General features: G+C 65.2%; 24 protein-coding genes. 4 read left to right on the top strand and 20 right to left on the bottom strand.

What is annotated here, in order from left to right:
- Nucleotides 1-23 precede the first annotated feature (23 nt).
- Both NL2_RS13965 and NL2_RS13960 read right to left on the bottom strand, forming a co-directional pair.
- Nucleotides 24-500, bottom strand: a complete 477-nt coding sequence (locus NL2_RS13965; RefSeq protein ID WP_068076309.1) for a hypothetical protein — start codon at nt 498-500, stop codon at nt 24-26.
- Nucleotides 501-532: 32 nt separating this feature from the next.
- Entirely contained in the window at nt 533-1504 is a 972-nt protein-coding gene (locus NL2_RS13960) for a DUF11 domain-containing protein (protein ID WP_068076308.1), read from the bottom strand.
- A gap of 177 nt (nt 1505-1681) precedes the next feature.
- On the opposite strand from NL2_RS13960, the gene NL2_RS13955 reads away from it, so the two are divergent.
- Nucleotides 1682-2287, top strand: coding sequence for a response regulator transcription factor (locus tag NL2_RS13955; protein WP_169799515.1), 606 nt, complete (start codon nt 1682-1684; stop codon nt 2285-2287).
- Between the two features lie 21 nt (nt 2288-2308).
- Here NL2_RS13955 and NL2_RS20830 read toward each other — a convergent pair whose 3' ends face one another.
- Nucleotides 2309-2677 carry an Hpt domain-containing protein gene (locus NL2_RS20830; protein ID WP_169799514.1) on the bottom strand — a complete coding sequence of 123 codons (369 nt, stop codon included), beginning with the start codon at nt 2675-2677 and terminating at the stop codon, nt 2309-2311.
- An 84-nt stretch (nt 2678-2761) separates the two neighbouring features.
- On the opposite strand from NL2_RS20830, the gene NL2_RS13945 reads away from it, so the two are divergent.
- A complete protein-coding gene (locus tag NL2_RS13945; RefSeq protein WP_068076305.1) occupies nt 2762-5464 on the top strand; it encodes a PAS domain-containing hybrid sensor histidine kinase/response regulator in 2703 nt (900 codons plus the stop codon).
- 75 nt (nt 5465-5539) lie between these two features.
- Here NL2_RS13945 and NL2_RS13940 read toward each other — a convergent pair whose 3' ends face one another.
- On the bottom strand, nt 5540-6373 hold the full coding sequence (locus NL2_RS13940) for a p-hydroxycinnamoyl CoA hydratase/lyase (protein WP_174522618.1): 834 nt from the start codon (nt 6371-6373) through the stop codon (nt 5540-5542).
- A gap of 26 nt (nt 6374-6399) precedes the next feature.
- Nucleotides 6400-7800 (bottom strand): aldehyde dehydrogenase, encoded by a 1401-nt coding sequence (locus tag NL2_RS13935; protein WP_068076304.1) that lies wholly within the window; start codon nt 7798-7800, stop codon nt 6400-6402.
- 75 nt (nt 7801-7875) lie between these two features.
- Between NL2_RS13935 and NL2_RS13930 the strand changes: the two genes are divergently transcribed.
- Nucleotides 7876-8286: a MarR family winged helix-turn-helix transcriptional regulator gene (locus NL2_RS13930; protein ID WP_068076303.1), complete on the top strand. Its 411-nt coding sequence runs from the start codon at nt 7876-7878 to the stop codon at nt 8284-8286.
- A gap of 38 nt (nt 8287-8324) precedes the next feature.
- Here the strand turns inward: NL2_RS13930 and NL2_RS13925 are convergent, their stop codons facing one another.
- From NL2_RS13925 to NL2_RS13855, 15 genes are all read right to left on the bottom strand, one after another.
- Entirely contained in the window at nt 8325-9335 is a 1011-nt protein-coding gene (locus tag NL2_RS13925) for an alcohol dehydrogenase catalytic domain-containing protein (protein ID WP_068076302.1), read from the bottom strand.
- 22 nt (nt 9336-9357) lie between these two features.
- Nucleotides 9358-10122 carry an SDR family NAD(P)-dependent oxidoreductase gene (locus NL2_RS13920; RefSeq protein WP_068076301.1) on the bottom strand — a complete coding sequence of 255 codons (765 nt, stop codon included), beginning with the start codon at nt 10120-10122 and terminating at the stop codon, nt 9358-9360.
- Complete coding sequence (locus NL2_RS13915; RefSeq protein WP_068076300.1) at nt 10110-11009, bottom strand: MBL fold metallo-hydrolase; 900 nt, start codon at nt 11007-11009, stop codon at nt 10110-10112. The genes NL2_RS13920 and NL2_RS13915 overlap by 13 nt, the downstream gene beginning before the upstream one ends.
- Nucleotides 11009-12634 (bottom strand): FAD-binding oxidoreductase, encoded by a 1626-nt coding sequence (locus NL2_RS13910; protein ID WP_084356094.1) that lies wholly within the window; start codon nt 12632-12634, stop codon nt 11009-11011. Before NL2_RS13910 ends, NL2_RS13915 begins: the two co-directional genes overlap by 1 nt.
- Nucleotides 12631-12957, bottom strand: a complete 327-nt coding sequence (locus NL2_RS13905) for a c-type cytochrome (protein ID WP_068076299.1) — start codon at nt 12955-12957, stop codon at nt 12631-12633. Before NL2_RS13905 ends, NL2_RS13910 begins: the two co-directional genes overlap by 4 nt.
- Complete coding sequence (locus tag NL2_RS13900) at nt 12954-13778, bottom strand: SDR family NAD(P)-dependent oxidoreductase (protein ID WP_068076298.1); 825 nt, start codon at nt 13776-13778, stop codon at nt 12954-12956. The genes NL2_RS13905 and NL2_RS13900 overlap by 4 nt, the downstream gene beginning before the upstream one ends.
- Before the next feature lie 11 nt (nt 13779-13789).
- Nucleotides 13790-14323 (bottom strand): 2,4'-dihydroxyacetophenone dioxygenase family protein, encoded by a 534-nt coding sequence (locus tag NL2_RS13895; RefSeq protein ID WP_068076297.1) that lies wholly within the window; start codon nt 14321-14323, stop codon nt 13790-13792.
- A gap of 10 nt (nt 14324-14333) precedes the next feature.
- Nucleotides 14334-14861 carry a 2,4'-dihydroxyacetophenone dioxygenase family protein gene (locus tag NL2_RS13890; RefSeq protein ID WP_068076386.1) on the bottom strand — a complete coding sequence of 176 codons (528 nt, stop codon included), beginning with the start codon at nt 14859-14861 and terminating at the stop codon, nt 14334-14336.
- 20 nt (nt 14862-14881) lie between these two features.
- The gene (locus NL2_RS13885) at nt 14882-15415 is read right to left on the bottom strand and encodes a 2,4'-dihydroxyacetophenone dioxygenase family protein (protein ID WP_068076296.1); all 534 of its coding nucleotides are present in this window, start codon (nt 15413-15415) and stop codon (nt 14882-14884) included.
- A gap of 61 nt (nt 15416-15476) precedes the next feature.
- Nucleotides 15477-18023: a TonB-dependent receptor gene (locus NL2_RS13880; RefSeq protein ID WP_068076295.1), complete on the bottom strand. Its 2547-nt coding sequence runs from the start codon at nt 18021-18023 to the stop codon at nt 15477-15479.
- Nucleotides 18024-18171: 148 nt separating this feature from the next.
- The gene (locus NL2_RS13875) at nt 18172-19101 is read right to left on the bottom strand and encodes a helix-turn-helix domain-containing protein (protein ID WP_068076294.1); all 930 of its coding nucleotides are present in this window, start codon (nt 19099-19101) and stop codon (nt 18172-18174) included.
- 21 nt (nt 19102-19122) lie between these two features.
- Entirely contained in the window at nt 19123-20394 is a 1272-nt protein-coding gene (locus tag NL2_RS13870) for an MFS transporter (protein ID WP_084356092.1), read from the bottom strand.
- Nucleotides 20391-20936: a VOC family protein gene (locus NL2_RS13865; RefSeq protein WP_068076293.1), complete on the bottom strand. Its 546-nt coding sequence runs from the start codon at nt 20934-20936 to the stop codon at nt 20391-20393. The genes NL2_RS13870 and NL2_RS13865 overlap by 4 nt, the downstream gene beginning before the upstream one ends.
- Before the next feature lie 229 nt (nt 20937-21165).
- Nucleotides 21166-22176 carry a zinc-dependent alcohol dehydrogenase family protein gene (locus NL2_RS13860; RefSeq protein ID WP_068076292.1) on the bottom strand — a complete coding sequence of 337 codons (1011 nt, stop codon included), beginning with the start codon at nt 22174-22176 and terminating at the stop codon, nt 21166-21168.
- 85 nt (nt 22177-22261) lie between these two features.
- Complete coding sequence (locus NL2_RS13855; protein ID WP_068076287.1) at nt 22262-23083, bottom strand: IclR family transcriptional regulator domain-containing protein; 822 nt, start codon at nt 23081-23083, stop codon at nt 22262-22264.
- Between the two features lie 109 nt (nt 23084-23192).
- On the opposite strand from NL2_RS13855, the gene NL2_RS13850 reads away from it, so the two are divergent.
- Nucleotides 23193-23504: Tm-1-like ATP-binding domain-containing protein (locus tag NL2_RS13850; protein ID WP_174522617.1), on the top strand; the 312-nt coding region annotated here is incomplete at its 3' end.

The raw sequence follows: 23504 nt of genomic DNA, 5'->3' as shown, positions 1-23504 counted from the left end.
GCCCGGGCGGTCCCCCCCGCGTCTCAGCGGACGATGGCGTGATATTGAACCGCGCCCGACGCACCCGGGGCGATCGTCGCCAGGGTCCAGCGGACATGGGTTACATCGGCGGCCTGTGCCCCGCGGCGACCACCCTTGCCATCGGCAACGGTCATCTTGGCAAGGCTGCCCCAGGACTTGCCGCCATCGACCGACACTTCGAGCGAAGCAGCGGATTCGGGGGCCAGCGTCACTGCCGACGGCAGCGGGTTGGTCACCACGAAATGTTCGACAGGGGCAGCGCCGCCGTTGCGATAGGCCGTGGAAAAGAGCAGCCTGTCGCCCGGGACGACGACCTTGGGATCGGTCAGCGTCTGCTTGGAAATTCCATTTTCAACGATCGTCTTTTCCAGCTTCACGTCGCCCTTGAGGGTGACCGGGCTGGCCGGCGCTGCGAACGCGGGCGCAGCCAGGCTGCCAAGGACGAGAAAGCCAACGATATCCGCAATCATTTTTTTCATTGTTGTGGTCCTTCTAAGTTCCGAACCGAATATCAGTTTATGGTTACCTGGAAGTTGACCGTGCGCGACTGTCCGCCATCAATCGCGCCAAGCCCGACATCGATGCCCGAAGCGCTGCCCACGCCGGCGTCGCCATCGGCAACGTCGGTCAGGGCCGTTCCGCCCAGCTTGAGCGAGTTCGCCTTGTACGTCGTCCCGGTAGGGATAACGTCGGTGACGTGGAGATTTTCAGCCTTGCCGCTGCCGCTGACCGAGGCGACCATGGTGTAGGTCACGGTCGCGCCGGGAACCGGCTGGTGTCCGCCGAACTGGTCGTCGATGACCGCCGTCTTGGCGAGCGCGACCGTCGCGACGCTGGCCACCAGCGCGTCGAGCGCATTGGCCTGCGCGGTCGAGGTGCCGACTACGGCGTCGCCGCCGCCCTGGCCCTGTCCGCTGAACACGGTGCCGGCGGTGCCGGTTCCGGTCGCTGCGGCAGCGATCAGGCGAACCTGGCTCTGCTCACCGTCGGTCACGCCTTGCGGTACGGACACGATCACCAGCACCTGCACCGAAGAATCCGGCGCGATGCTGGGCGATGCGCCGCCCTGCGTGACGATGACGTCGCCGGCATCGTAAACGCCGTTCTTGTTGGTATCGATGGCGATCGAAACGATGTTGCCGTCGAACTTGTTGCCCGTGACGGTGGGGTTGGCGGTCAAGTTGAAAGCTTCGTTGCCGTTGCCGGTGTTGGTGACGGAATAGACGAGCACGGCATTGGTGGAGCTGATGGGTTCGGGCGTGGTGGTCAGGCCGGCGACGGCAACGTCGAGCAGTTCGTCGACCTTGACGGTGACGGTGTTCGACGTGATCGAGCCGCCCGAGGCGCCCGACGTGTACGTGGCCGAAGCCGTATTCTCGATCAGCGTGCCCGCGGTGACGCCGGTCGCATGGGCAGATCCTGCCCAGAAAAGGGTTGCAAGGGCCAGCGAGCTGGCGGCGATACGGGTTTTTGCGCGTTCCATGACGCTGCCGATGCGCGTCGTCTGGTTATCGACTTCTTACCTGCGGGGTCTATTCATACCTAAGTATGCAGGTTAACGGTCCGCCAATCATACTTCTGTATGACGCATCATGACAAACGGTTGCAGGAAACGTCCTGAACACGAATCGTAAGGCACTGGGGTCGCCATATGAATATCATGAAACGCCTTCTGATCGCGGACGATCATCCGATCTGCACCGCCGCCCTGACGATGGCTGCGCATACCGTCGAATCCGCGCTGATCGTCGATACCGCCGAAAGCATGGCCGCGATTAAGGATCTGGTGGCGGCCCATACGTACGATGGCCTATTGCTCGATCTGGCGCTCAAGGACAGCGAGGGCCTGATGACGCTGTCGATCGTGCGTCAGATGCAGCCGCACCTGCCGGTCATCGTGGTCAGCAGCAGCGACGGGCTGGAGACGCAGGCGCGGGTGCGTTCGATGGGCGCGCGCGGCTTCCTGTCGAAATCTTCGGCGATTTCGGTAATGGTCTCTGCGATCAGTGTGTTGCTGGCGGGCGGGCGCTGGTTTGCCGACGCATCCGAACTCGAGGCGCTGCACGGCGGCGATGCGATGATCTCCAGGCTCTCCCCGGCGCAACTGCGGGTGATGGCCGCGCTCGCCGATGGCAAGCCGAACAAGATCATCGCCCACGATCTCGGGATCGCCGAGCCCACCGTCAAATCGCACATGTCGGCCATTTTTCGCGTTCTGGGGGTCAGCAACCGTAGCCAGGCCATTCTCGCGCTACGCCAAGGCTAGCAACATAACTTTAGTTAACAATCAGCGGTTTGAAGCGATCTCTGCAACCACTCTCTCTGCTTGTGCAATCGTCGCGTCGGCCAAGTTGCACAGCGCCGTGATCTCGGCGCGCGCGGGATCGACCGACGCGCATTCCAGTTGCCGCGCCGCCGCCGCAAGCGACCCTGCCGACAGGCTGAGCGCTCCGCCGGCCAGCGCGTGGGCTGCGCGTCGCAACCCGGTCCAGTCCCCTGCAATCTGTAATCCGACTATTTTATCAACAGTTTCTCGAGTTGCTCTACTAAACAGAACGAGCAATTTTTCCAGATTGTCCTGGCCCACCACGTCGGCCAGTTCTGCCAATGCGGTGCCATCGACCAGCAGCACATTGTCGGGCAATTCGTCGCTCAAGCGCCTGGCCTCTCGGGGTATGGGGCGTTCGTTCACGCGTTATCCGGAATCGGACCGCTTGCAGGATAGGGTTTGTTCGTGACGATGGACAATGGCGATTTTCAGCACATGCTCGACCGGTTGCCCGATGTCGTGTTCGGCACCGACCGATTGGGCACCATCACCTTCATAAACGCGGCATGGGAAGCGCTGACCGGGATGCCGACGGCCGAGGTCGGCACCCGGTGGCGCGAACTCCTCAGTCCGGGCGCGATCGTGGAGCTCGAAGCCACGGCAACGGATGCCCGCAACGCCATCGGGGTTCCGGTGTCGGCAACGCTGCCGATAACGACATTGACCGGCCAGCCGAAGTTCGTCGAACTCCGGCTCCAGGCCAACCGCGATCCGGACGGGACTGCAGGCGGATTTTCCGGAACCATCCGCGACCGCACCGTCGAGCTAGAACGCGACGCGCTGATCACGGCAACCGACGACCGGTTCCGGCGTATTGCCGAAAGCGCGCCGATCGGCGTCTATCAGGCCGATGCCGAGGGCAACATCATCTACGTCAACGGCACACTCGGCAGACAACTGGGCGGTGTGTCGGATCTGGCGCTCGGACAGGGCTGGAAGGATCTGGTCGACGACCCGGAACAATTGGCCGAGACGCCGGTCTGGCAAGGCTTCACACCGCAGAACGACACCCGTATCCGGCTGATCCGGTTCCGCGCTCCCGATGGCGAGCCGGTGCTCATGCAGTCGGTCAATCGTGCGGAATTTCGCGCCGATGGCTCCTTGCGCGGCTTCATCGGCGTCATGACCGACGTCACCAGGCAGTTCGAAGCGACCCAGGCGCTCGAAATCAGCGAGCGGCGCTATGCAACGCTGACCGAACTCGCCCCGGTCGGAATTTTCCGGACGGACACGCAAGGCAAGGTGACCTTCGCCAATGCCGCGTGGGCCGCATCAGCCGGGATATCGCCGCAGGAGGCGCTCGGCGATGGCTGGGCGCGCAACCTCCATCCCGACGACCGCCAGCGGGTGCTGGATGGATGGAGTGATGCCTGGCATGCGCAGACCGGAGCCACCATCCGGTTTCGCTGGCTTCATCCCGATGGCCAGATCCGCATGGTCGATGTCGTCACCGCGCCCGAGGCCAGCGCCGATGGCGAAATCGTGTCGCACGTCGGCTCCACCGTCGATATCACCGACCGCGTCAAAGCCGAAGCCAGCCTCAAGGAGCGCGAAAGCCAACTGGCGCTGCTCGCCGAATATTCGAACGACGCGATCTTCCGGCTCAATCTCGAAGGCATTTGCATTTACGCGTCGCCAGCCACACGGGATGTGGTCGGATTTTCACCAAAAGCCATCATCGGCAGCACGTTACTAGATCATTTTCATCCCGATGATCAGGAACGGGTGCGGCACGAGTTTCAGCGCCTCGCGCGTGGCGAGATGAACAGTTGGACCATCGAGTATCGCCAGTTGCGCCCCCCGGAGTTGATCGAATCCGTGTGGCTCGAAGCCAGCTGCAGGCTGGTGCGCGACGACGCGGACCGGCCGATCGAAATCATCGCCACCGTGCGCCTGATCGACCAGCGCAAACAGCTGGAGCGCGATCTGCACGCCGCCAAGGAAGCCGCCGAGGACGCTGCGCGCGCCAAGAGCACGTTCCTGGCCAACATGAGCCACGAGATCCGCACGCCGATGAACGGGGTGCTGGGATTTGCCGATGTGCTGCTTGCCGGAAGCCTGCAACCCGATCAGCGCCGGAAGATCGAGCTGATCGCGGAATCGGGCCGCGGCATGATGCGGCTGCTCAACGATGCGCTGGAACTGTCGTCGATCGAATCCGGCCTGCTGAACTTGACAATCGAGGATGTGAATCTCGCGTTACTCGTTGATAGCTCGATGTCCCTGCTGCGATCCGGACTGGCCGACAAACCGGTCGAACTGCGTCTCGATCTCGATCCGGCGCTGCCCCGGGCTATCCTTGGCGACGGGCAGCGCATGCGCCAGATCGTCGACAACCTGATCGGCAACGCGATCAAGTTCACCGACCAGGGCACGATTGTGATTGCCGCGAAGGTGCTCGACGAACAGCGGTCGCGGTTGCGCATTACCGTAACCGACACCGGCATCGGCATAGCCAAGGATGCGCAGGAACGCATCTTCGAAGGCTTCACCCAAGCCAATTCCGGCATCCATCGGCGGTTCGGGGGCACGGGGCTCGGCCTGTCGATCTCGCGCGAACTGGCAACGGCCATGGGCGGGTCGCTGACGGTCGCGAGCACGCCCGGAACGGGGTCGGCCTTCATGCTTGATTTGCCGTTGATCGCGGCGCCGTCGGCCGGGGGTTCGACGCGGACCCCGCGCCACGCCAGCCAGCCTGCCGAACTGCCGCGCTTTTCCGGGCGCGCGCTAGTGGCCGAAGACAGCAAGGTGAACAGATTTCTCGTCGCCGCGATGCTCGATCGGCTGGGCATGGCGCATGACGAGGTCGGCGATGGCCAGGCAGCGGTCGATCTCGCGTTGCAGCGCCACCGCGCGGGCGAAGGCTACGACGTCGTGCTGATGGACCTGCAAATGCCGGTACTCGACGGGATCGAGGCCACCGCGATGATCCGCAAGGCCGGGCTGGGAGCCGACGACCTGCCGATCGTGGCGCTGTCCGCGCAGACATTTCCCGATGTGATCGACCGATGCACTGCCGCAGGAATGCAGGCCCACCTGTCAAAGCCCCTGACCCTTGCGAAACTGGCGGGAATACTCCGTGACGTTTCGATCAATGAAAAATCAGTGCATTAGCGACGGCATCGAGAATTTTCAGTAAGTCTGACGGGCAGTGCGGCGGCCGCTGCGTTGCGACCGCCGCTCCGTGGATCAGGATTTCTTCGACAAGTCGTAGGCGCCCAATCCGGGCTTGAACGCCTTTTCATCGATGAACTGGCGCGTGGCTTCCTTGCGCCCTTCCCCGTCGAAGCTGTTGGCGGATTCCTGCGCGCGGATCAGGTAGTCCTCGGCATTGTCGTACGTCATCTCGCGCACGCGGCGGACCGCGAACTTGGTCGAGCGCAACGCGGTCGGGTTCTTGGCGAGCAACACGTTGGCGACTTCGAGCACGCGCGCTTCCAGCTTGTCGGCGGGCAACGCCTCGTTGACCAAGCCCCATTCGGCGGCCTGCGTGCCGGTCAGGTTCTCGCCCATCATCGCGTGGTACATCGCATGGCGGAACGAGAGCAGCTCTGCGGCAACTTTCGAAGCGCCACCGCCGGGCAGGATGCCCCAGTTGATTTCGGACAGGCCGAACTGTGCGTCTTGCGCCGCAAACGCGAGGTCGCAGGCGAACAGCGGGCCATAGGCGCCGCCGAAGCACCAGCCGTTGATCATCGCGATCGTCGGCTTTTCGAACCAGCGCAGGCGCTCCCACCAGCTGTACGCTTCGCGCTGCGCCTGACGGACCGCGCCGATGCCCTTGTGCTCGTTCTCGCGGAAGTATTCCTTGAGATCCATGCCGGCCGACCAGGCCGAGCCTTCGCCCGCCAGGATGAGAACGCCGACGTCGTCGCGGAATTCCAGTTCCTCGATCGTGCGCAACATCTGGCGGTTGAGCTTGGGGCTCATGCAGTTGCGCTTTTCCGGCCGGTTGAAATAGACCCACGCGATGCGGTTCTCGACGCGGAACGAAACTGTATCTTCTTCAAGACGATCCGACATAATATTCATCCTTGTTGTGCGAAAATTCAAATGGGAAAATGGCCCGGCTGGGTCTCGATGGTGATCCAGCGCAGTTCGGTGAAGCTGTCGATGCCCGCCTTGCCGCCGAAACGCCCGTAGCCCGACGCCCCGACGCCGCCGAACGGCATCTGCGCCTCATCATGGACGGTCGGGCCGTTGACGTGGCAGATGCCCGAACGCACCCTGCGCGCTACCGACAGGCCCCGGGCGATGTCCCTGGTGAACACGGCGGCAGACAGGCCGTATTCGCTGTCGTTGGCGAGATCGACCGCGTGCGCTTCGTCGCGCGCGCGGATGATGCCGACCACGGGGCCGAAGCTTTCATCGCGGAACAGCTTCATCGCCGGCGTCACGCGATCGATGACATGGGCGGGCATCAGCACGCCTTCGGTGGTCTCGCCGCCGACGAGTTGTTCGGCGCCCGCCGCCAAGGCGTCATCGATCAGGCTGCGGCAGTGCGCCACGGTGCGGGTGTCCACCACCGCCCCGAGCGGGGTGTTGCCGGCGCGCGGATCGCCCACCGGCATCGCGGCGACCTTGTCGCGAAACTTGGCGGCAAAGGCATCGCCCACGCTGTCGACCACGATGATCCGTTCGGTCGACATGCAGATCTGGCCCTGGTTCATGAACGCGCCGAACGCCGCCGCCTTGACCGCCTCGTCGAGATCGGCGTCCTCCAGCACGATCAGTGGGGCCTTGCCGCCCAGTTCGAGCAGGCAGGGCTTGAGGTGTCCGGCGGCGCGCTGCGCGATGATCCGGCCCACGGTGGTCGACCCGGTGAAGTTGATCCGCCGGACTTGCGGCGCATCGATCAACGCGCCCACGACCTCGGCCGCATCGGCCGGTGCGTTGGTGACCACGTTGACCACGCCATCGGGGAAGCCCGCTTCGACGAACGCCTCGACGATCAGTTGGTGCGTGCGCGGGCAGCTTTCGCTGGCCTTGAGGATCACCGCGTTGCCGCACGCCAGCGGCACCGCGATCGCGCGCACGCCCAGGATGATCGGCGCGTTCCACGGCGCGATGCCGAGGATGACGCCGACCGGCTCGCGCAGCGCCATCGACAGGCAGCCGGGCTTGTCGGACGGGATGACCTCGCCCGAAATCTGCGTGGTCAGCGCGGCGGCTTCGCGCACCATCCCGGCGGCCAGCCCGAGGTTGAACAGCGCCCAGCCCCGCGTCGCGCCGATCTCTCCCATCATCGCCTCGACGAACGCTTCGGCACGCTGTTCGAGTGCGGTCGCGGCTTTCATCAGCACCGCGCGGCGGGCGTTGGGCCCCATCGCCGCCCAGACCGGCCATGCGGCCGCTGCGCGTTCGGCGATGCCCGCCATATCGGCCGCCTGCATCGCCGGTGCGGTTGATGCCACAGCGCCGGTGAGCGGGTTCATCCGTTCGAACTGCATTTCGACTCTCCCATTTGTTATATAACATAACAATGTCGTTTGCTATGTGCAACAGCGATCGTTAGGGTCGTGGCGATGCAGGATCCGCTTTCCCATCTTCCGGGCTATGCCCTGCGCCGCGCCGCCAACGCGATGCTGTCGGAGCTGTCGTCGCGGCTGGCGGCGGTCGATTTGCGCTATGCCGATGCCTCGTGCCTGATCCTGATCGACGCCAACCCGGCGATTACGGCCAGCGCGCTGGGCCGCGCGCTCGACATCCAGCGCGCCAACATGGTGCCGCTGCTCAACCGGCTGGAAGGTGCGGGCCTGATCGCGCGCACCCCGCTCGACGGCAAGTCGCAGTCGCTGTCGCTCACCGATACCGGTCGGGCGCGGCTCGCCGAGGCGCGGACGATCATCGATGCGTTCGAGCTGGACCTGCTCGGCATGGTGCCCGCGGAACACCGCGATCACCTGCTGCCCGCGCTCAACGCGCTTTGGCAATAGGCGCGCGATCACCGCGTTGATGGGGCTTCACGGTGACGTCATGGTGCCGTCGGATCGATCAGCACCTTGCACTGCTGCGTGCGGCGACGCAGGCTTTCGAACACTTGCGGCGCGGCGGCCAGGCCGATCGTGTCGGTGATCAGCAGGCGTGGTTCGGCAGCGCCCCGGTCGAGCGCGTCGAGCGCCGCCTCGTATTCCTGGCGGGTAAAGAAGGCTGACGTCACCAGTCGCACTTCCTTGGACAGCATCGCAAAGCTGTCGATCGTGTCGGGCCGGGTGCACAGCCCGAGCAGCAGGATCGTGCCGCGATTGCGCACCTGCTGCACCGCTTGCGCGATCAGCCCGGGTATGCCGACGCATTCGAACACGATGTCGGCTTTGCCGCCCAGCGCGCGCTCTGCGCCGTCGACCGGGTCCGCCGGATCGTCGATGAAGGCGTTGGCGCCCATCGCCAGCGCCCGGTCGCGCTGCCATGACGTCACATCCTGCAGCACGACGCGGCCCGCACCGCGTCGCCGCGCCCAGAACGCCACCGCCAGGCCGATGGGGCCCGCACCCAGCACCAGCACGCGGTCGCCGGGGCGCATTCCGCTCATGTTCACGCCGTGCAGCGCCACCGCGAGCGGCTCGATGATCGCTCCGTCGGCCAGACTGGCCGAGCGCGGCAGCTTCACGCACTGGTTGGGCCGGGTGATCGCGTATTCGGCATAGCCGCCGCCCTGCAGCCCGAACTGCTCGCACCACGCCACCTCGCCGACGCGGCACGAGGCGCAGTGGCCGCAGCTTTTGAGCGGGATGACCGACACCAGGTCGCCCTTGGCGAGCCCTTCGGCGCCTTTGCCCAGCGCAACCACCTCGCCGGCGAATTCGTGGCCGAGGATGTCGCCCGCGCCCATGCCGAAGGCGGGGTCCTCGGTCATGTGCAGATCCGAGCCGCAGATGCCGCAGCGAGCCACTTTGACCACCACCTCGCCCGCGCCGGGATCGGGATCGGCGACGGTTTCCAGCATCAGGGGCTGGTGCAGGCCCTGCATCACGGCTGCGCGCATGGTCGGTTCCGCTCCTTGGGCGTCAGTGCGCGGTCTGGCCGCCGTCGATCGCGAACGTGGCGCCGTTCACGAAGCTGGCCGCGTCCGAGCACAAGTGCAGCACCGTCCCGGCAATCTCTTCGGGCTGCGCCGCGCGCCCGCTGATGTTGCCGGCAAAGAACGCGGCGCGGAACTCCGCGCTGTCGGCCCAGTGCTGCGTCATCGGCGTGACGACGAAGCCGGGCGCAATCGCGTTCACCCGGATACCCCGTTGCGCATATTCGATCGCGGCCGCCTTTGTCACACCGATAACGGCATGTTTTGCAGCGACATAGGCGGCCATGTTGGGGTCGGCTATCAATCCGCCGACCGAAGCCGTGTTGACGATGACGCCCCCACCCACCCGCAGGAAATGGCGCACTTCGGATTGCATCGCGAACCACACGCCCTTGAGGTCGACATCGATCGCCAGCGCGAATTCGTCGGGCGGAATCTCGTGGAACGGACGCTGCGGCGGCAGCACCCCGGCGTTGTTGAACGCCGCATCGAGCCGACCGAACCGCGCCACGCAGGCCGCGACGAGCGCGTCCATCGCCGCCGGATCGGTCACATCGGCGCGGACGAATTCGGCCGCCCCGCCCTCGGTTCGGATCAGCGAGACGGTTTCTCCCGCGCGATCGTCGATGTCGCCGATCATCACGCTCGCGCCCGCTGCAGCGAACGCCAGCGCCGAAGCGCGGCCGATGCCGGTCGCGCCGCCGGTGATCAGCACCGCCTTGCCGGCGAATGCGCCGCCTATTCCTGCCATGCCGCCTGCTCCCCCTTGGCCACGCGCGACGAATTTCCGAGGAGAAAATCGCCCAGCACATCCACCGATCCGGGGAAGGCCTTGGTCACTCTGGCGCCGAGATCGGTCGCATCCTTCGATGCCGCGACCAGGCCCGGCCAGGCCGCGATGTAACGGCGGCTGTAGTCGAGCCCCGACGCATCGTTGGGCAGACCGGGTTTCGAGTGGCCCGCGACCACCATCGTCGGCTGGAGCGCAGCCAGTTGGTCGATCGCCTTGCCCCATGCCGCAATCGATGCGGGATCATGCTCGCCGAACCACAGATACATCTGGTTGTAGACCAGATCGCCGGGGAACAGCGCCTTGATCGATGGTGCCCACAGCGCGGTGGCGTGCAGGTGATCGCCCTGCATCGGGCCGATGATCTTCAGTTCGCGCCCTTCGAGCAGGATGGTGTCGCTGTCGAGCGGCAGCGGCGCGCTGGGATGGCGCGGACCGTTGGTGCCCAGCAGCGGGCCCCACCGCTTGACCTTGAACGGCAGCGAGCGCCAGATGTCTGCAACGACAACCGGATGCGCCACGATCTTCACATCGGGAAACGCATCCTGGATCACTTCCATCGCGAAGAAGTGGTCGGGATGATCGTGGGTTACGAACACCGTGGTCAGGTGTTTGCCACTGTCGAGCACCATCGCCACCACCCGGTGCGCATCGGCCCGCGTGAACGGCGCATCGACCAGCACCGCGTCGTGCTCACCCTCGATCAGCGCAATGTTGGCATAGAGCGATCCGGCGCTGGTGCGCAGCACTTTGACCGTCAGGGGGCTGGCGTCAGCCGCAGCTTCGGCGCACGGCGCCGACCCAGCCAGGGCCAAGACCAGCGCCGCGATCACGGCAGCCACGCGCATCACGCGATGCCCGACTTGCCGGGGGCGATGATGTGGTTGGGATCGAGCGCCTGCTTGATCGCGGCGTTCACCGCGCGGTTCACCTCGCCGTACTGCTGCGCGACAAGGTCCATCGCCTGCACCCCGGTGCGGTACGACGCCCAGCCTTTGTCCCCGAACCCGGTGACGAGATCGTGGTAGCATTCGGCCGCGCGCTTCTCGTCTGCCGGATCGGATTTGTCATACAGCAGCGCGATGATGTGGTGCAGTTCGCGGCTGCCGATGGCGAAGGCGACGGTATAGTCGAAGCCGTGGCGCCCGAGGATTTCCTTGGCCAGCGCGACCTGCCCCACCGTCTCGCTGCCCTTGGCCGGGGCTACCGGGGCGAACCAGGCCAAGCCCCCGCCCGCGCCCTTCCAGCGCACGATGCCGATTTCCTCAAGGCTCAACCCGCCCTGCATCAGCGTGGCGTGGTGATGGAAATAGGGGTTGCCGACCATGTCCGCCTCGGTCAGCACCTCGCCGCCGATCGCCTCGAACGCCGCGCGCACGATCTTCTCGCTTTCGGCCACCATCGTCTCGGTGCCGTACAGCGCAAAGTAGGTGTTCCACATCCCCAGCCCGACTTTGGCGGCGGCGGCCTCGAACGCTTCGTCGGGCACCGGCTCGGGCTTGTCCCACACTTCGGCGCGCCGCGCGAACATGCCCAGCTGGTATCCCGCACCCATCATCAGCACCACGTTGGGGATGATGTTGGCAATGCGCAGCGGCCGCATCGCATCGACGATGCGCGACACGTCCTCCATCTTCTTGTGACGCACCACGAACGGCTTATAGACCGGCGGCGCGGGCAACAACCACATGCCCATCTTGGTCACCACGCCGAAGTTGGACTGGGTGAAGATGCCGTCAAGATAGGGCCCGTAACCCCATTTGAACGCCTGCCACGCCGAGGGGTTTTTTGTCGAACCCATGCCGGTCTTGAGCAGATCGCCATTGGGCATGACCACTTCCATGCCGCACTGGACCATGAAGTGTTCGCCATAAGGCGTGTAACCCACCCCGCGATCGAGCGTGTTGCCCACCGGGCTGGCGATCGGGCCGACCGTGGGCACGTCGATCCACAACGGCAGGTTGTTCTCGACCAGGTAGTCCTTGAGCTGCTGGTAGGTCACGCCGGGCTCGACCAGCGCCGTACACAGTTCAGGATCGACCGAAAGTATCCGGTTCATCCGCTTGAGATCGAGCACGATCTGCCCCGGCGCGGCCGTGCTCGTCATGCCATAGCCCATGTTCTTGCCGGTCGAGACCGGCCACAGCGGCTGCTTGTAGGTGTTGGCGATGCGGACGAGCTCCTGCACTTCCTCGACCGAGGCAGGTGCCACCGCGCCGACCGGGGCGTGCACATTGCCCGGGTCGGGGATGTACTTCTTGGTCCACGGCTTCACGCTTTGCGCATCGCCTGCGACCCATTCGGCGCCGACGATCGACTTAGCGGCGGCGATGAACCCGGCGAAGTCCGCCTTGCTGACCCCGGGGGCCAGCGACACCGGCGCCTTGCGTTCGCACGCGGCCAGGCCCAGCGCGGCAGCGACGACGACGCCTGCACCGAGCAAGCCCCGGCGATCGATCGGAAGCGTGCTCACTGGCCCTTCTCCTGCGGGTTGGCCGCGCTGGCTTCGACCCAGCGGCTCAGGGCTTCGAGTTCGCCGTTGCTGATTTCGGTAGGCCGGAACGCGGGCATCGCGTTGCGCCCTTCGCGCACCATGCCGACCACGGTCACTGCCGGCAGGTGCCGCCCCAGGATGATCGGTCCGACGTTGGTCCCGTGACAGTAGCCGCACGTGCTGGCATAGACCTTTTCGGGCGAGCGCGGGGCGAGTGGCTGGCCCAGCTGCTGCCCGGCGGCCCAGGCGGTGCCCGCTCCGGCCATGACCAGCGCGGCGGCGATCAGCACGGTGCGCCTCATCTGAACTTCCCCAGCATCATGCCCCCATCGATCACCACGTGGCTCCCCGTCATGTAGTCCGACGCATCGGACGCCAGCAGCAGCGCCAGCGGCTTGAGCTGGTCGGTTTCCGCCACCGCGCCCAGCGGCACCAGCGCATCCCACGCCGCCCGCGCGACCGGATCCTTCTTGAGCCAGCCGCCACCGATGTTGGTGACGAACGGCCCCGGCGCGATCGCGTTCACGCGGATGCGGAACTCCGCCAGTTCCAGCGCGAGGTGGCGCACCATGTGCAGCACGCCCGCCTTGGCCGGCATGTAGGCCATGCCGACAATCGGCTCGCTCACCAGCCCGGCGTTGGACGCGGTGGCGATGATCGAACCGCCTTTGCCGCCCGCCTTCATCAGCCGCACTGCGTCGCGCATGGTGTTGTAGACGCCGGTGAGGTTGATCGAGATCGTCCGGTCCCACCGCGCCGGGTCGAACGTATCGACCTGGCCATCGTCATTGCGGCGCCCTTCGGGATTCCAGAAGCCAGCGCCGGGATCGATCCCCGCGTTGGCAAAACAGATGTCGAGCCCGCCGTAAACCGCTGCATGGGCATCGAAAACTGCTTTGGTCTCCTCGCGGTCGGCCACGTCATGACGCGCGGCGCGGGCATTGAACCCCTCGCCCCGCAGGCGCTCGGCCTCGCGCTCTGCGCCGTCGCGATCGATGTCGGCGAGGGTCACTTTGGCACCCGCCTCGGCCATGATCTCGGCATAAGCGAGGCCGATACCCGATGCGGCGCCCGTCACCAGCGCGCTGCGCCCGGCGATGTCGAACTTGCCCAGCGTCCCCATCGTCCGGTCCGTCACAGGTACAGTTGCGGGTTGATCGGCAGGCCGTGTTCCTTGCAGTAGCTTTCGTAGTGGTTGATGAACCACCACACATCGAGCGTTTCGACGTGGTTGCCGTTCTCGTCGAAGAACTCGTTGGCGCCCTGCATGTGGAACAGCGCCTTCATGCCGTTGGGATCGTCGGTCACCAGCGTGTGCGCGGTACCGGGCATTTCGGTGATGAATTCGCCGGCGCTGCACACCCAGTCGTATTCGAGGTAGCGGAACGAGCCTTCCAGCCCGATCGCCCAGACCTTGCCGCGGTGCTTGTGCGTGCCGATCACGCCGGGGCCCTTGATCCACAGGATGTTGACGTAGACGTTCTCGCGCACGTCGAACGCCAGGTGGCGGATCGCGGCGTTGTCGCCGAACGGCACCCACGGGCTTTCGGCCTCGGACTTGCCGACGTAGCTGCCCTCCAGCCCGCGCGCCTTGATGAGGTCGCCGTACAGTTCCGGCACGGCCACGATCTTGTACGCGCCCGATGGCGGCGCCTTCATTCCGGTCATCGTCTGGTCCTTAAAGATATAGCTTGGGATTGATCGCTATGCCATTGGCATTGCAGTATGTTTCGTAGTGATTGATGTACCACCAGACGTCGGCCGTCTCGACGAGCCGGGCCTGCGCATCGTAGAACTCGATCGGGCCCTGCATCCACCCGAACAGCTTCACGCCTTGTGGATGCTCGGTCACCAGCGTGTGGCTTTCGCCCGGCACCTCGATGATCAGCCCGCCGGGCGAGGCGACCCAGTCGTATTCGAGATAGCGCACGCTGCCTTCGAGACAGACCATCGTGATCGTGCCGCGATGAAGGTGCGTGCCGATCGTGCCCGGCCCTTTCACCCACAGGATGTTCGAGAACAGGTTCTGCCGCACGTCGAACGCCAGATGCTTGATCGCGGCATTGTCGCCGAACGGCACCCACGGGCTGTCGTCATCGCTTTGCACATCGATGTAGCGACCGCCGGGGCTCAGCCGTTCGACCAGGTGCTTGTAGTTGTTGGGCACGTCGACGATGGTCTTGGCGTCGGACGGCGGGGCGGTCATGATGGCCACGGGCGCGGTTCCTAGCGGATTAGCGTATCGACGTAGTCGGCACCGATCCCGTTGGAGGCATAGTGCGCCCGCGCGGCGGCGATGTAGTCGAACACGTCGTAATGGCCGGTGGTGTTGCCGTCCTCGTCCAGCCACATCAGCGGGCCCGAGACGACGAAGAACACTTTCATTGGATCGGCATGTTCATAGCAGACCAGCGTGTGGCTCTCGCCCGGCGTCTCATAGACGAAGTCGCCCGCCGTGGCGGTCCATTCGTGCTCGAGATAGGCCCACTTGCCGCTGATCGTGTAGGCCCAGATCGGATGCGGGTGATAATGCCGGTTAACCAGCCCGGCCGACTTCGACATCAGCACATCGGCCCACATGTTCTTCGACGGGCTGATCCAGACGGGCTTGGAGCTGACCGTCTCGCTGATCGGCACCCAGTAGCGTTCGTCGCCCTCGGCGATCTTGGGCAGGTAGACTTCGGGCAGGCTGCCCTCGCGAAACACTTTCGCGACCGGCTTGAGGCCGCCCCAGAATTCGGAATGTGCGGTTTCGGGCATGGGCTGTCTCCGTTGGCGGGCGGGGATCGCAATTCGTCCCCGCCCCGCCGTTTTCGTGAACCTAGAACTTCACGCCAAGCCGGGCGTACCATTCGGCCGGGCGGCTGTAGGTGCCGTAGATCTGGCCGCCGGCAAGCTGCGCCTGGCCGGTGGTCAGATAGCGCTCGTCGGTGATGTTGGTGCCGCCCACGGTCACGTCCCAGTGCTCGCTGGGTGCCTTGTACGTGGCGCTGGCGTTGAGGATCGTGGTGTGCGGACGAACGAGCAGGAACGTGCCCTCGGTGTCGTTCTTCATGCTGCCGGTGAAGGTCACGTCACCCAGCAGCACCAGCTTGCCGTGGCCACCGAGATCGGCCTCGTAGCGTGGGCTGATGTTGGCCTTCCACTTGGGCGTCTTGGGCAATGAAACCCCGGCGAACACACCGGCCTGGAGCGGCGAAGGTGCGACCTGCGCCGGTGCCAGCACCGTGGTGTAGTGCGCATCGGTATAGCCCACCGAACCGGTCACCGTAAAGCCGGTGGCCGGCGCTGCGGTCACTTCCAGCTCGAAGCCCTTGATCCGGGCGTCGCCGGCGTTCTGGATGGTCGGCGAGATGCCCTGCTGGAAGTTAAGCTGGATGCCCTTGTAGTTGGTCAGGAATGCCGCCGCGTTGACCTGCAGGTGCCGGTCGAGCAGTTCGGACTTGAAGCCCACTTCATAGGTCGTCGCCTTTTCCGGGCCAAAGTCCGGCGCAGTCGGCAGCGGGTTCGACAGGCGGGTGGTCCAGCCGCCGGTCTTGTAGCCCTTCGACCAGCTGGCATAGAGCATCACGTCGTCGGTGGGGTGGAACTGCAGCCCCACCTTGGGCGAGAAGTTGTTGAACACCTTCTTCTGCACGCCTGCGATATAGTAGCGCAGCGGCTGGCCGGGATTGGGAAAGCCGTTGTCGATGCGGCACTGGTCGCTGATCGGGGTGAGCGAGGCGCAATTGGGATCGCCGAAGAACTGCGCCAGCTTGTAGTTCAGGCCGTTGTTGTCCGACTGGAACCCTTCGAACTCCTTGTTTTCATGCGTGTAGCGGCCGCCCACCGTGATCGCGAACTGATCGGTGAACTTGTAGTCGACCTGACCGTAGAATGCATAGTTCTTGGTCGAAAGGTTGTTGGGCCCATCGACCTGCAACAGCCCTTCGGCGAACGTCACGTAATCGTGCAGGTTGCCCGATTCCTTGAAGTAGTAGGCGCCCAGCACATAGTTCAGCTTCTTGTCCATGGCATGGCCGGTCAGCTGCAGTTCCTCGCTGAACTGCTTCTGGTTCATCTCGAAGCTGGTGTGCAGGAAATCGAGCGGCGACCCGTCGAGGTCCATCCCGGTCTTCCAGTGCAGCTCGCGGTAGGCGGTGATCGACTTGATCGAGATGCTGTCCGACAGGTCATAGTCGAGCGTAGCCGAACCGCCGTAGGTCTTCAGCTTCGAGAAGTTGTTGCCGTTGGCATAGCTGGTGTCGATGCTGTTGGTGACGAAGCGGTTGTCATACGGCAGGCGGTTGTTGTTGGGGTTGGCATCGGCGTTGACGCCATAGATCGACGGCAGGTCGACCACCGAGGTCAGGCCACCGCGATTGGCGAACAGTGCGCCGGCCGGCGGTCCGCCGATGAAGCTGTCGCACGGGCCGGTCGCCGCGCCCATCGTCACCGTGGGGTTGCCGGCGATCGCGCAGTTGTAGGTGCCGGCGAACACGGCCGGGAACGTGGTGATGACCTTGTTGGCGATCTGCGAGGTATCGACCTTGGTATAGTCGCCGCTCAGGGTCATGCGGAACGCGCCGCCGTTGTCGTAGCGCAGCTTGCCGCGCAGGTTGTAGTTGTTGTCGCCGCCTTCGGTGCCCAGCCCGATGTTGTTGTATCCCGCCGCCTTGAACGAGGTGATCGGATCTTCGGCAAAGCCGGCGGCGCCGGGAAACGCGATCCGCTTGAGGTAACCGTCGCGCTTGGTGGTGGAGAAGCTGAGCGACGACGACAGACCCGTCGTCAACGGCACATCGACCGTGCCCTTGACCGAAATGTAGTTGAACCGGCCGGTGGTGACGCTGCCCTTGAAGTGGAACTCGTCGCCCGGATCGTGCGTGACGATCGAGATGGCGCCACCGATGGTGTTGCGGCCGAACAATGTGCCCTGCGGGCCCTTCAGTACTTCGACGCGCTCCACGTCGGGCAGATCCTGGTTCGCACCGACCGATCGTGCGAGATAGACGCCGTCGAGGTAGATGCCCACGCCCGGATCGATGTTGAACGCAAAGTCGTTGGCGCCGATGCCGCGGATATAGGCGGACAGCACCGACGACGAACCGGAAAACGGCGTTCCGGCGTCAAGCGTCACGTTGGGCGAAATGTTGGACAGCGACGCGACGCTGGTGACCGCGCGTTCCTGCAACGCCGCGGCGGTGAACGCCGAAATCGAAATCGGCACGTCCTGGACGTTTTCCGCGCGCTTTTGCGCGGTGACGACGATCTGCTCGATCCCGCCTTCCGAGGCTTGGGCTTGCGCTTGCGGCGCTGTGTCCTGCGCGAAAGCGGGCGTGGCCAGCACGGTGGCCAGGGCCGCGATTGAAACCGGTGCGAACTTCATGGTTCTTCCCTCTCCTGTTTATTTTTTACCGGGCGAAGCGTTTGAAGGAATGCTTCACCTCGGGGTCACCGTTGATGGCACGTCGGGCAGTCCCCTGCTTGCACTGGGGCGCAAGCCGATCAGGACTGATACGCAAAAGTTGCCCCGGTCAGGGCCGGCTCCTCCATTCGCGCGGCGCGAGGCCGAAATGCTGGCGGAAACAGCGCGTGAAATAGGCGCTGTCGTTGAACCCGTGTTCGAATGCGACTTCGGTGATGCTGGCTTCGGGGCGGGCCAGCAACCGGTCGGATGCGCGCAGCAGCCGGCGTTCCAGAATATACCCGCTGGGCGTGGTGCCCATCGCGGCGAACAGGTTCTGCACGGTGCGGACCGATGCGTTGCACGCTTGCGCAATCGTCGTGGTGCGCAGGAACGGGTCGCACAACTGGGCATCGACCACCGCCAGCACCCGGTTGCGGAACGCGGTTTCGACTTTGCGTGGTTCATCACGCCCGGCGCCGCGCATGGCCAGCGCGGCCAGATCGTAGAACACCGCGTTCACGCCCTGCTCCCATTCGGGATCCTGCATGCCCTGATCGCCCTGATGCCACAGCGACAGCAGGAAATCGTGGAACACGCGCCCTCCCGGCGAAGATCCGCACATCCGCCGCGACAGCGCATCGTCGAGTCCCGGAAAACGTTCGACCAGCGGCTGGCGGGGAAATTCCACGACCAGCAGTTCGTGCGCCGACAAGTCGATCGCATAAGGGCGATGCGGTGAACCCAGCACGAAGTCGCCCGGCTCCAGAACGCTGGTCACCCCGTCCTGCCGGTGCTGGCTGGTGCCGCGACATTGCAGATGCAGGATGATGCGTTCGGAAGCGCTGTCACGCGGCAGGCGCCCGACCATCGACGGACCCGAACGCGGGCGGATCATGTCGAGTTCGCCCACGCTCCAGCACCACATTTCGCCCGAGAAGTCCTGATCGGGTGTATTGACGAACGTGCCGCCATAGACGCGGTCGACCAGATCGTTCCAATAGCGCAGCCGTTCGGGCGGTGCGACGCCGGCGGTGGCGAATTTTTCCACGACACTCATCGTTCACTCCCTTCCCGCAGATCAGGCCGCTTGTGCCGATAGCCCTCCGGCCGCCCGTCGCGCGACCACGCGCGGGGCGGATTCGATCAGCCCGAGCGCGCAGAAACCCGCCGCGATGGCGAGGCCGAACATCAGCCACACCGGCGCGGTCAGCCCCCACTTGTCGGCCGCCGCCCCCGCGATGAACGGGCTGAGCACCCCGCCCAGCACTTCGCCGGTGCCCATCACCACGCCGGTCAGCGTCGCGGTCAGGCGCGGATCGACCGACTCCGACGGGATCGTCGCCATGAACAGCGGGAACACGCCGTTGAGGCCCCAGCCGAAGAAGAAGATCGCGGCCAGCACCACGGTCGATCCGTTGAAATACAGCGCGCCGAGCGGCAGCGTCACCCCAAGGAACGAGAAGAACACCAGCACCGGGCGGCGGCCGATCGCATCCGAAATCGCGGGGACCACAAAGCTGCCGATGCCCGCCGAAATGCCCAGCGTGGCCATCAGCCATCCCATCGTCTCGGGCGCGAACCCGCGCACTTTGGTCAGGAACAGCGGCATGAACGCCCAGCAGACCACGAGATACGAGACCAGCAGGATCGCAATCAGCGCGCACAGCACGACGTTGCGATGCCGAAACGCTTCGCGCAGGGACACCGTCGGATGCGCTTCGTGGCTCACGTCCTGCGGCGGTTCGCGCAAGGTGAACCAGATGATCGCGGCGGAGATCAGGCCGGGAATGGCCGCCATGTAGAACCCCGTGCGCCAGCCATAGGCCAGGGCGATCGGCACCAGCAGCAACGGCGCCAGCCCCGATCCGAGCAAGTTGGACCCCAGGTTCTGCGCCACGCCCATGGCAAGCCCGCGCCGCTCGGGCGCTACCTCGGACACGACCATCGCATGGCTGACCGGCATCACGCCGCCTTCCGCAGCGCCCATCAGCAGGCGTGCGCCCAGCAGCATGATGAAGGTGGTGGCGACGCCCGACACGAACGAGCACAGGCAAAACGCGATCGTCGCCAGCACGATCACCGGCTTCTTCGACCCGAGTTTGTCCGACAGGCGCCCGACGCCGAAGCCCGCCAGCGCCCAGGTGAGCGACAGCGCCGAACTCAGCGTGCCGACTTGCGTGTTCGACAGGTGCAGGTCGGGCTGCACGAACGGCATCAGGAAATTGAGCGCGTTGCGATCGAAAAACAGGATGCCGAAGTTGAGGCTGAGCAGCCCCACCACCCACGCCTGATAACCACCGCCACGGCGCTGTCCGGAGCCGGTGGTTGCTGCGTCGATCGACGCGCTCACAGGAACGACCTCACCGGCTCGCGGCCATCCCAATCGCGCGACGCCTGCCAGAACCGCGTGAAGTGTTCGTCCATGCCCGTCGTTGCGGGAATCAGCTCGATGAAGCCGGGCTGCGCGGCGTGTCCGCCTTCGAGGTAGGCGACGGCGCCGCCGGTCGGCACGGCCGCGCGGAACGCCAGCTGGTACCCGCGCGCCAGATAGCCGGGCAGGTCCGCATCGACATCGGCGCAAGCAATGCCGAAATGGTGGAAGCCGTACCCGCGCTGCTCGACCGTCTCGCGATAGACCGAGGGATGATCGTCGAGCGGCTGGATCAGTTCGATCTGCATGTGCCCGGCAAAGCCCATGGCAATGGTCACGTCGGCGCGTGACGCTTCACCGCGATAGACCTGGTCTGGCGCGAGGAAGTGGTCGAGCAGGAAGAACGGCCCTGCCCCGCAATCGCGGATGAAGTGATCGATCGCGGCGTGGATGTCCGCGACGACGAACGCCGTCTGCATGATCCCGCCGATCGATTGGCCGAAGCCGAGTTGCCGTGCCATGCGCTGTCACTCTCCCCGGGACAGCGACCGATCCAGGCCCAAATGGAGCCGTTTCGCGCTGTGCCCTTTCCCGTTTTTCCGCCCCGCAATCGGGGTCGGGTCGTTGTGGTCCGCGCTCGTCGCGGCGCACTTCGATCTTGGTTTATTTGTACGTAACAGATACAATTTTCGGAAGAATGCAAGTGGCCTTTCGTCCGGCTTGCCCGGACGGCGACCTTGCGTTCCCGCTTCAGAGCGTGATGACGACCTTGCCGAACAGCGACGACGATCCCTGATACCGATAGGCATCGAGCGCCTGCTCGATCGGGAATGTGCGGTCGACCACCGGCTTGATGGCGTGGCCATCGACGAACGCGTTGAGGCGCTGCGCCATGCCTTTCGAACCGACGAAAATGCCGCGCAATGTCGCACCCTTGAACATCAGCGCGTGCGGGCCGGTATCGCCTTGGCGCGTCAGCACGCCGATCAGCGAAATCTCGCCGTTGTAGCCGACCGCCGCGATGCTTTGCGCCAAAGTGCCCGAGCCGCCGACTTCGACGACATGATCGACCCCGCCGACCAGCTTCGCCGCAGCAGCGCCCCAATCGGGCACCGAGCGGTAGTTGATCGTGTCGTCGGCGCCCATCGCCTTGACCCGCGCCAGCTTTTCATCGGACGAGGACGTGGCGATCACGCGCGCTCCGGCGGCCTTGGCGATCTGCAGCGCGAGCAGCGACACGCCGCCGGTGCCCAGCACCAGCACGCTCTCGCCCGCTTTCACGGGTCGCGGGCCTTCCATCAGCGCATTCCAGGCAGTGACCCCGGCGCACGGCAGGCAGGCCGCTTCCTCGAAGCTGAGGCTGCTGGCCAGCGGCACCACCGCATGGGCGGGGAGGACCACGTAGTCCTGCAGCATTCCGGTCGTCGGCGGCGCGCCGAGCGCAGGGCCGTGCCCGGCGTTGGGCGGCCCGTCGATCCAGTCGAGGAAGAATGTGCCCGCCACGCGATCGCCCAGCGCCAGCCCGGTTACACCCGCGCCGATCCCGGCGATTTCACCCGCACCGTCGGACAGGGGCACGGTGTCTCGATCGACCGCGCCGCCCAGGTAGTGCCCCTGCGGAATCAGCTGGTCGCGAAAATTCAGCGAACAGGCGCGCACCCTGACCAGCACTTCGCCGGGACCCGGTTCGGGCCGGGCCACCTCGATCATGTCGAGATCGTCGAGCGACGCTGCGCCCTTCCTGATCAGCCACTGCCGCATGTTCGTTTCCTCTGCCCTTGCCTGTCATCGCCGAAGCCGGCCCAAGTCCCAATCGACCATGAGTGGGTTGTTTCACGGTGTGAAACTAACTTGTCGAAGAAGTTTCAGGCTGCGGTCCCGCTTCCAGTTCGGTGCCGATGATCCGGGCCGCATCTTGCAACGCGCCCAGATGCCGCGCGATGACCCGATCTTCGATGGTGCGCTTGGCCGGCCAGGTAACGTTGATCGCAGCCACCGGGGCACCGCGCACCTTGATCGCCACGCCCATCGAACGCCGTCCGTCGCGCAGCACGAGCTGCCGCGAACGGTCGGGCCAGGCATGAACCGGTTCGCGCACCGCGTATCCTCTGCTCCGCGCCAGATTGAGGATCGCGTGCAATTCGGCCTCGCTCGCTTCGTCGGCACCCGGCGGGCGCAGGCGCGACAGGATCGCATCGCGCTCGGCATCGTCGCAAGCCGCAAGATACGCCCGCCCGGTGGCCGTGTGGATATACGAAAGCTTGACCCCGACCGGACCCAGCGTGGCCGCATCGAGCCGGAACAGCGGGCTGTTGGTCTCGATGATCTCGATATGGTCGAGCCGGGGAACCGCCAGGATCGAGGGCCAGGCGATGCGGGTGCTGAGCGCCTTGAGATGGGGCGAGGCGATCTCGGCGATTTGCTCGCTGGACGCAAACTGTGCACGCGCGATGTTGTCGACATGCGGCAGATAGGCGCCATCGGCCAGGCGCTGCCACACCAGTCCTTTTCGCCCCAGCGTCAACAACATGCGCAGCAACGTCGCCTTGGGCAGGCTCAACGCGAGATGCAGTTCGTGCAGGCTCACCGCCCGCCGCGCCTGCACTTCCAGCAGCACGTCGAGCCCGCGTTCCAGCGCCCTGACGGTCTTTACCTTGCGATCCAGCATGGCCGCATCCTCATCCCCGGTATTTCACCTTGTGGAACGCTGCGTCGCGAAAGCATGGTGCAATGTCAACCGCGATGACGCAGCTATGGTCGCAGGGAGAGAACCGGGAATGGACGACTTGCCAAGCGTCCTGCTCATCGCGACGCAGGACACCAAGGAAGAAGAAGCGCGCTTTGCCCGGCGGGCGCTGGAGGCAGCAGGCGTGCGCGTTGTGCATCTGGACCCCAGCATACGCCAGACCGTCGGCGGAGCGGAAATTTCACCCGAACAGGTCGCCCAGGCGGCCGGCACCACGATCGAGGCGGTGCGCGCGCTGGGCCACGAGGGCAAGTGCCAGGACGCGATGATCCGCGGATCGATCGCCGCCGCGCACGCCTGGCAGGCGCGCGAGCCGGTCTCCGGCATCCTTGCCATCGGCGGG

The sequence above is a fragment of the Novosphingobium lentum NBRC 107847 genome (assembly GCF_001590965.1).
Lineage (GTDB): Bacteria > Pseudomonadota > Alphaproteobacteria > Sphingomonadales > Sphingomonadaceae > Novosphingobium > Novosphingobium lentum.
Note: the sequence above shows the minus strand (reverse complement) of the source record. Positions and strands in the feature narration are given on the sequence as shown.

What these genes read in the sequence shown, in the direction of transcription:
- NL2_RS13855 (WP_068076287.1), bottom strand. Translation starts at nt 23,083, where the DNA reads ATGCTGGATCGCAAGGTAAAGACCGTCAGGGCGCTGGAACGCGGGCTC.
- NL2_RS13920 (WP_068076301.1), bottom strand. Translation starts at nt 10,122, where the DNA reads ATGGCAGGAATAGGCGGCGCATTCGCCGGCAAGGCGGTGCTGATCACC.
- NL2_RS13875 (WP_068076294.1), bottom strand. Translation starts at nt 19,101, where the DNA reads ATGAGTGTCGTGGAAAAATTCGCCACCGCCGGCGTCGCACCGCCCGAA.
- NL2_RS13915 (WP_068076300.1), bottom strand. Translation starts at nt 11,009, where the DNA reads ATGCGCGTGGCTGCCGTGATCGCGGCGCTGGTCTTGGCCCTGGCTGGG.
- NL2_RS13965 (WP_068076309.1), bottom strand. Translation starts at nt 500, where the DNA reads ATGAAAAAAATGATTGCGGATATCGTTGGCTTTCTCGTCCTTGGCAGC.
- NL2_RS13865 (WP_068076293.1), bottom strand. Translation starts at nt 20,936, where the DNA reads ATGGCACGGCAACTCGGCTTCGGCCAATCGATCGGCGGGATCATGCAG.
- NL2_RS13925 (WP_068076302.1), bottom strand. Translation starts at nt 9,335, where the DNA reads ATGCGCGCAGCCGTGATGCAGGGCCTGCACCAGCCCCTGATGCTGGAA.
- NL2_RS13930 (WP_068076303.1), top strand. Translation starts at nt 7,876, where the DNA reads ATGCAGGATCCGCTTTCCCATCTTCCGGGCTATGCCCTGCGCCGCGCC.
- NL2_RS13955 (WP_169799515.1), top strand. Translation starts at nt 1,682, where the DNA reads ATGAAACGCCTTCTGATCGCGGACGATCATCCGATCTGCACCGCCGCC.
- NL2_RS13890 (WP_068076386.1), bottom strand. Translation starts at nt 14,861, where the DNA reads ATGACCGCCCCGCCGTCCGACGCCAAGACCATCGTCGACGTGCCCAAC.
- NL2_RS13900 (WP_068076298.1), bottom strand. Translation starts at nt 13,778, where the DNA reads ATGGGGACGCTGGGCAAGTTCGACATCGCCGGGCGCAGCGCGCTGGTG.
- NL2_RS13935 (WP_068076304.1), bottom strand. Translation starts at nt 7,800, where the DNA reads ATGCAGTTCGAACGGATGAACCCGCTCACCGGCGCTGTGGCATCAACC.
- NL2_RS13860 (WP_068076292.1), bottom strand. Translation starts at nt 22,176, where the DNA reads ATGCGGCAGTGGCTGATCAGGAAGGGCGCAGCGTCGCTCGACGATCTC.
- NL2_RS13940 (WP_174522618.1), bottom strand. Translation starts at nt 6,373, where the DNA reads ATGTCGGATCGTCTTGAAGAAGATACAGTTTCGTTCCGCGTCGAGAAC.
- NL2_RS13885 (WP_068076296.1), bottom strand. Translation starts at nt 15,415, where the DNA reads ATGCCCGAAACCGCACATTCCGAATTCTGGGGCGGCCTCAAGCCGGTC.
- NL2_RS13905 (WP_068076299.1), bottom strand. Translation starts at nt 12,957, where the DNA reads ATGAGGCGCACCGTGCTGATCGCCGCCGCGCTGGTCATGGCCGGAGCG.
- NL2_RS13895 (WP_068076297.1), bottom strand. Translation starts at nt 14,323, where the DNA reads ATGACCGGAATGAAGGCGCCGCCATCGGGCGCGTACAAGATCGTGGCC.
- NL2_RS13945 (WP_068076305.1), top strand. Translation starts at nt 2,762, where the DNA reads ATGGACAATGGCGATTTTCAGCACATGCTCGACCGGTTGCCCGATGTC.
- NL2_RS13880 (WP_068076295.1), bottom strand. Translation starts at nt 18,023, where the DNA reads ATGAAGTTCGCACCGGTTTCAATCGCGGCCCTGGCCACCGTGCTGGCC.
- NL2_RS13960 (WP_068076308.1), bottom strand. Translation starts at nt 1,504, where the DNA reads ATGGAACGCGCAAAAACCCGTATCGCCGCCAGCTCGCTGGCCCTTGCA.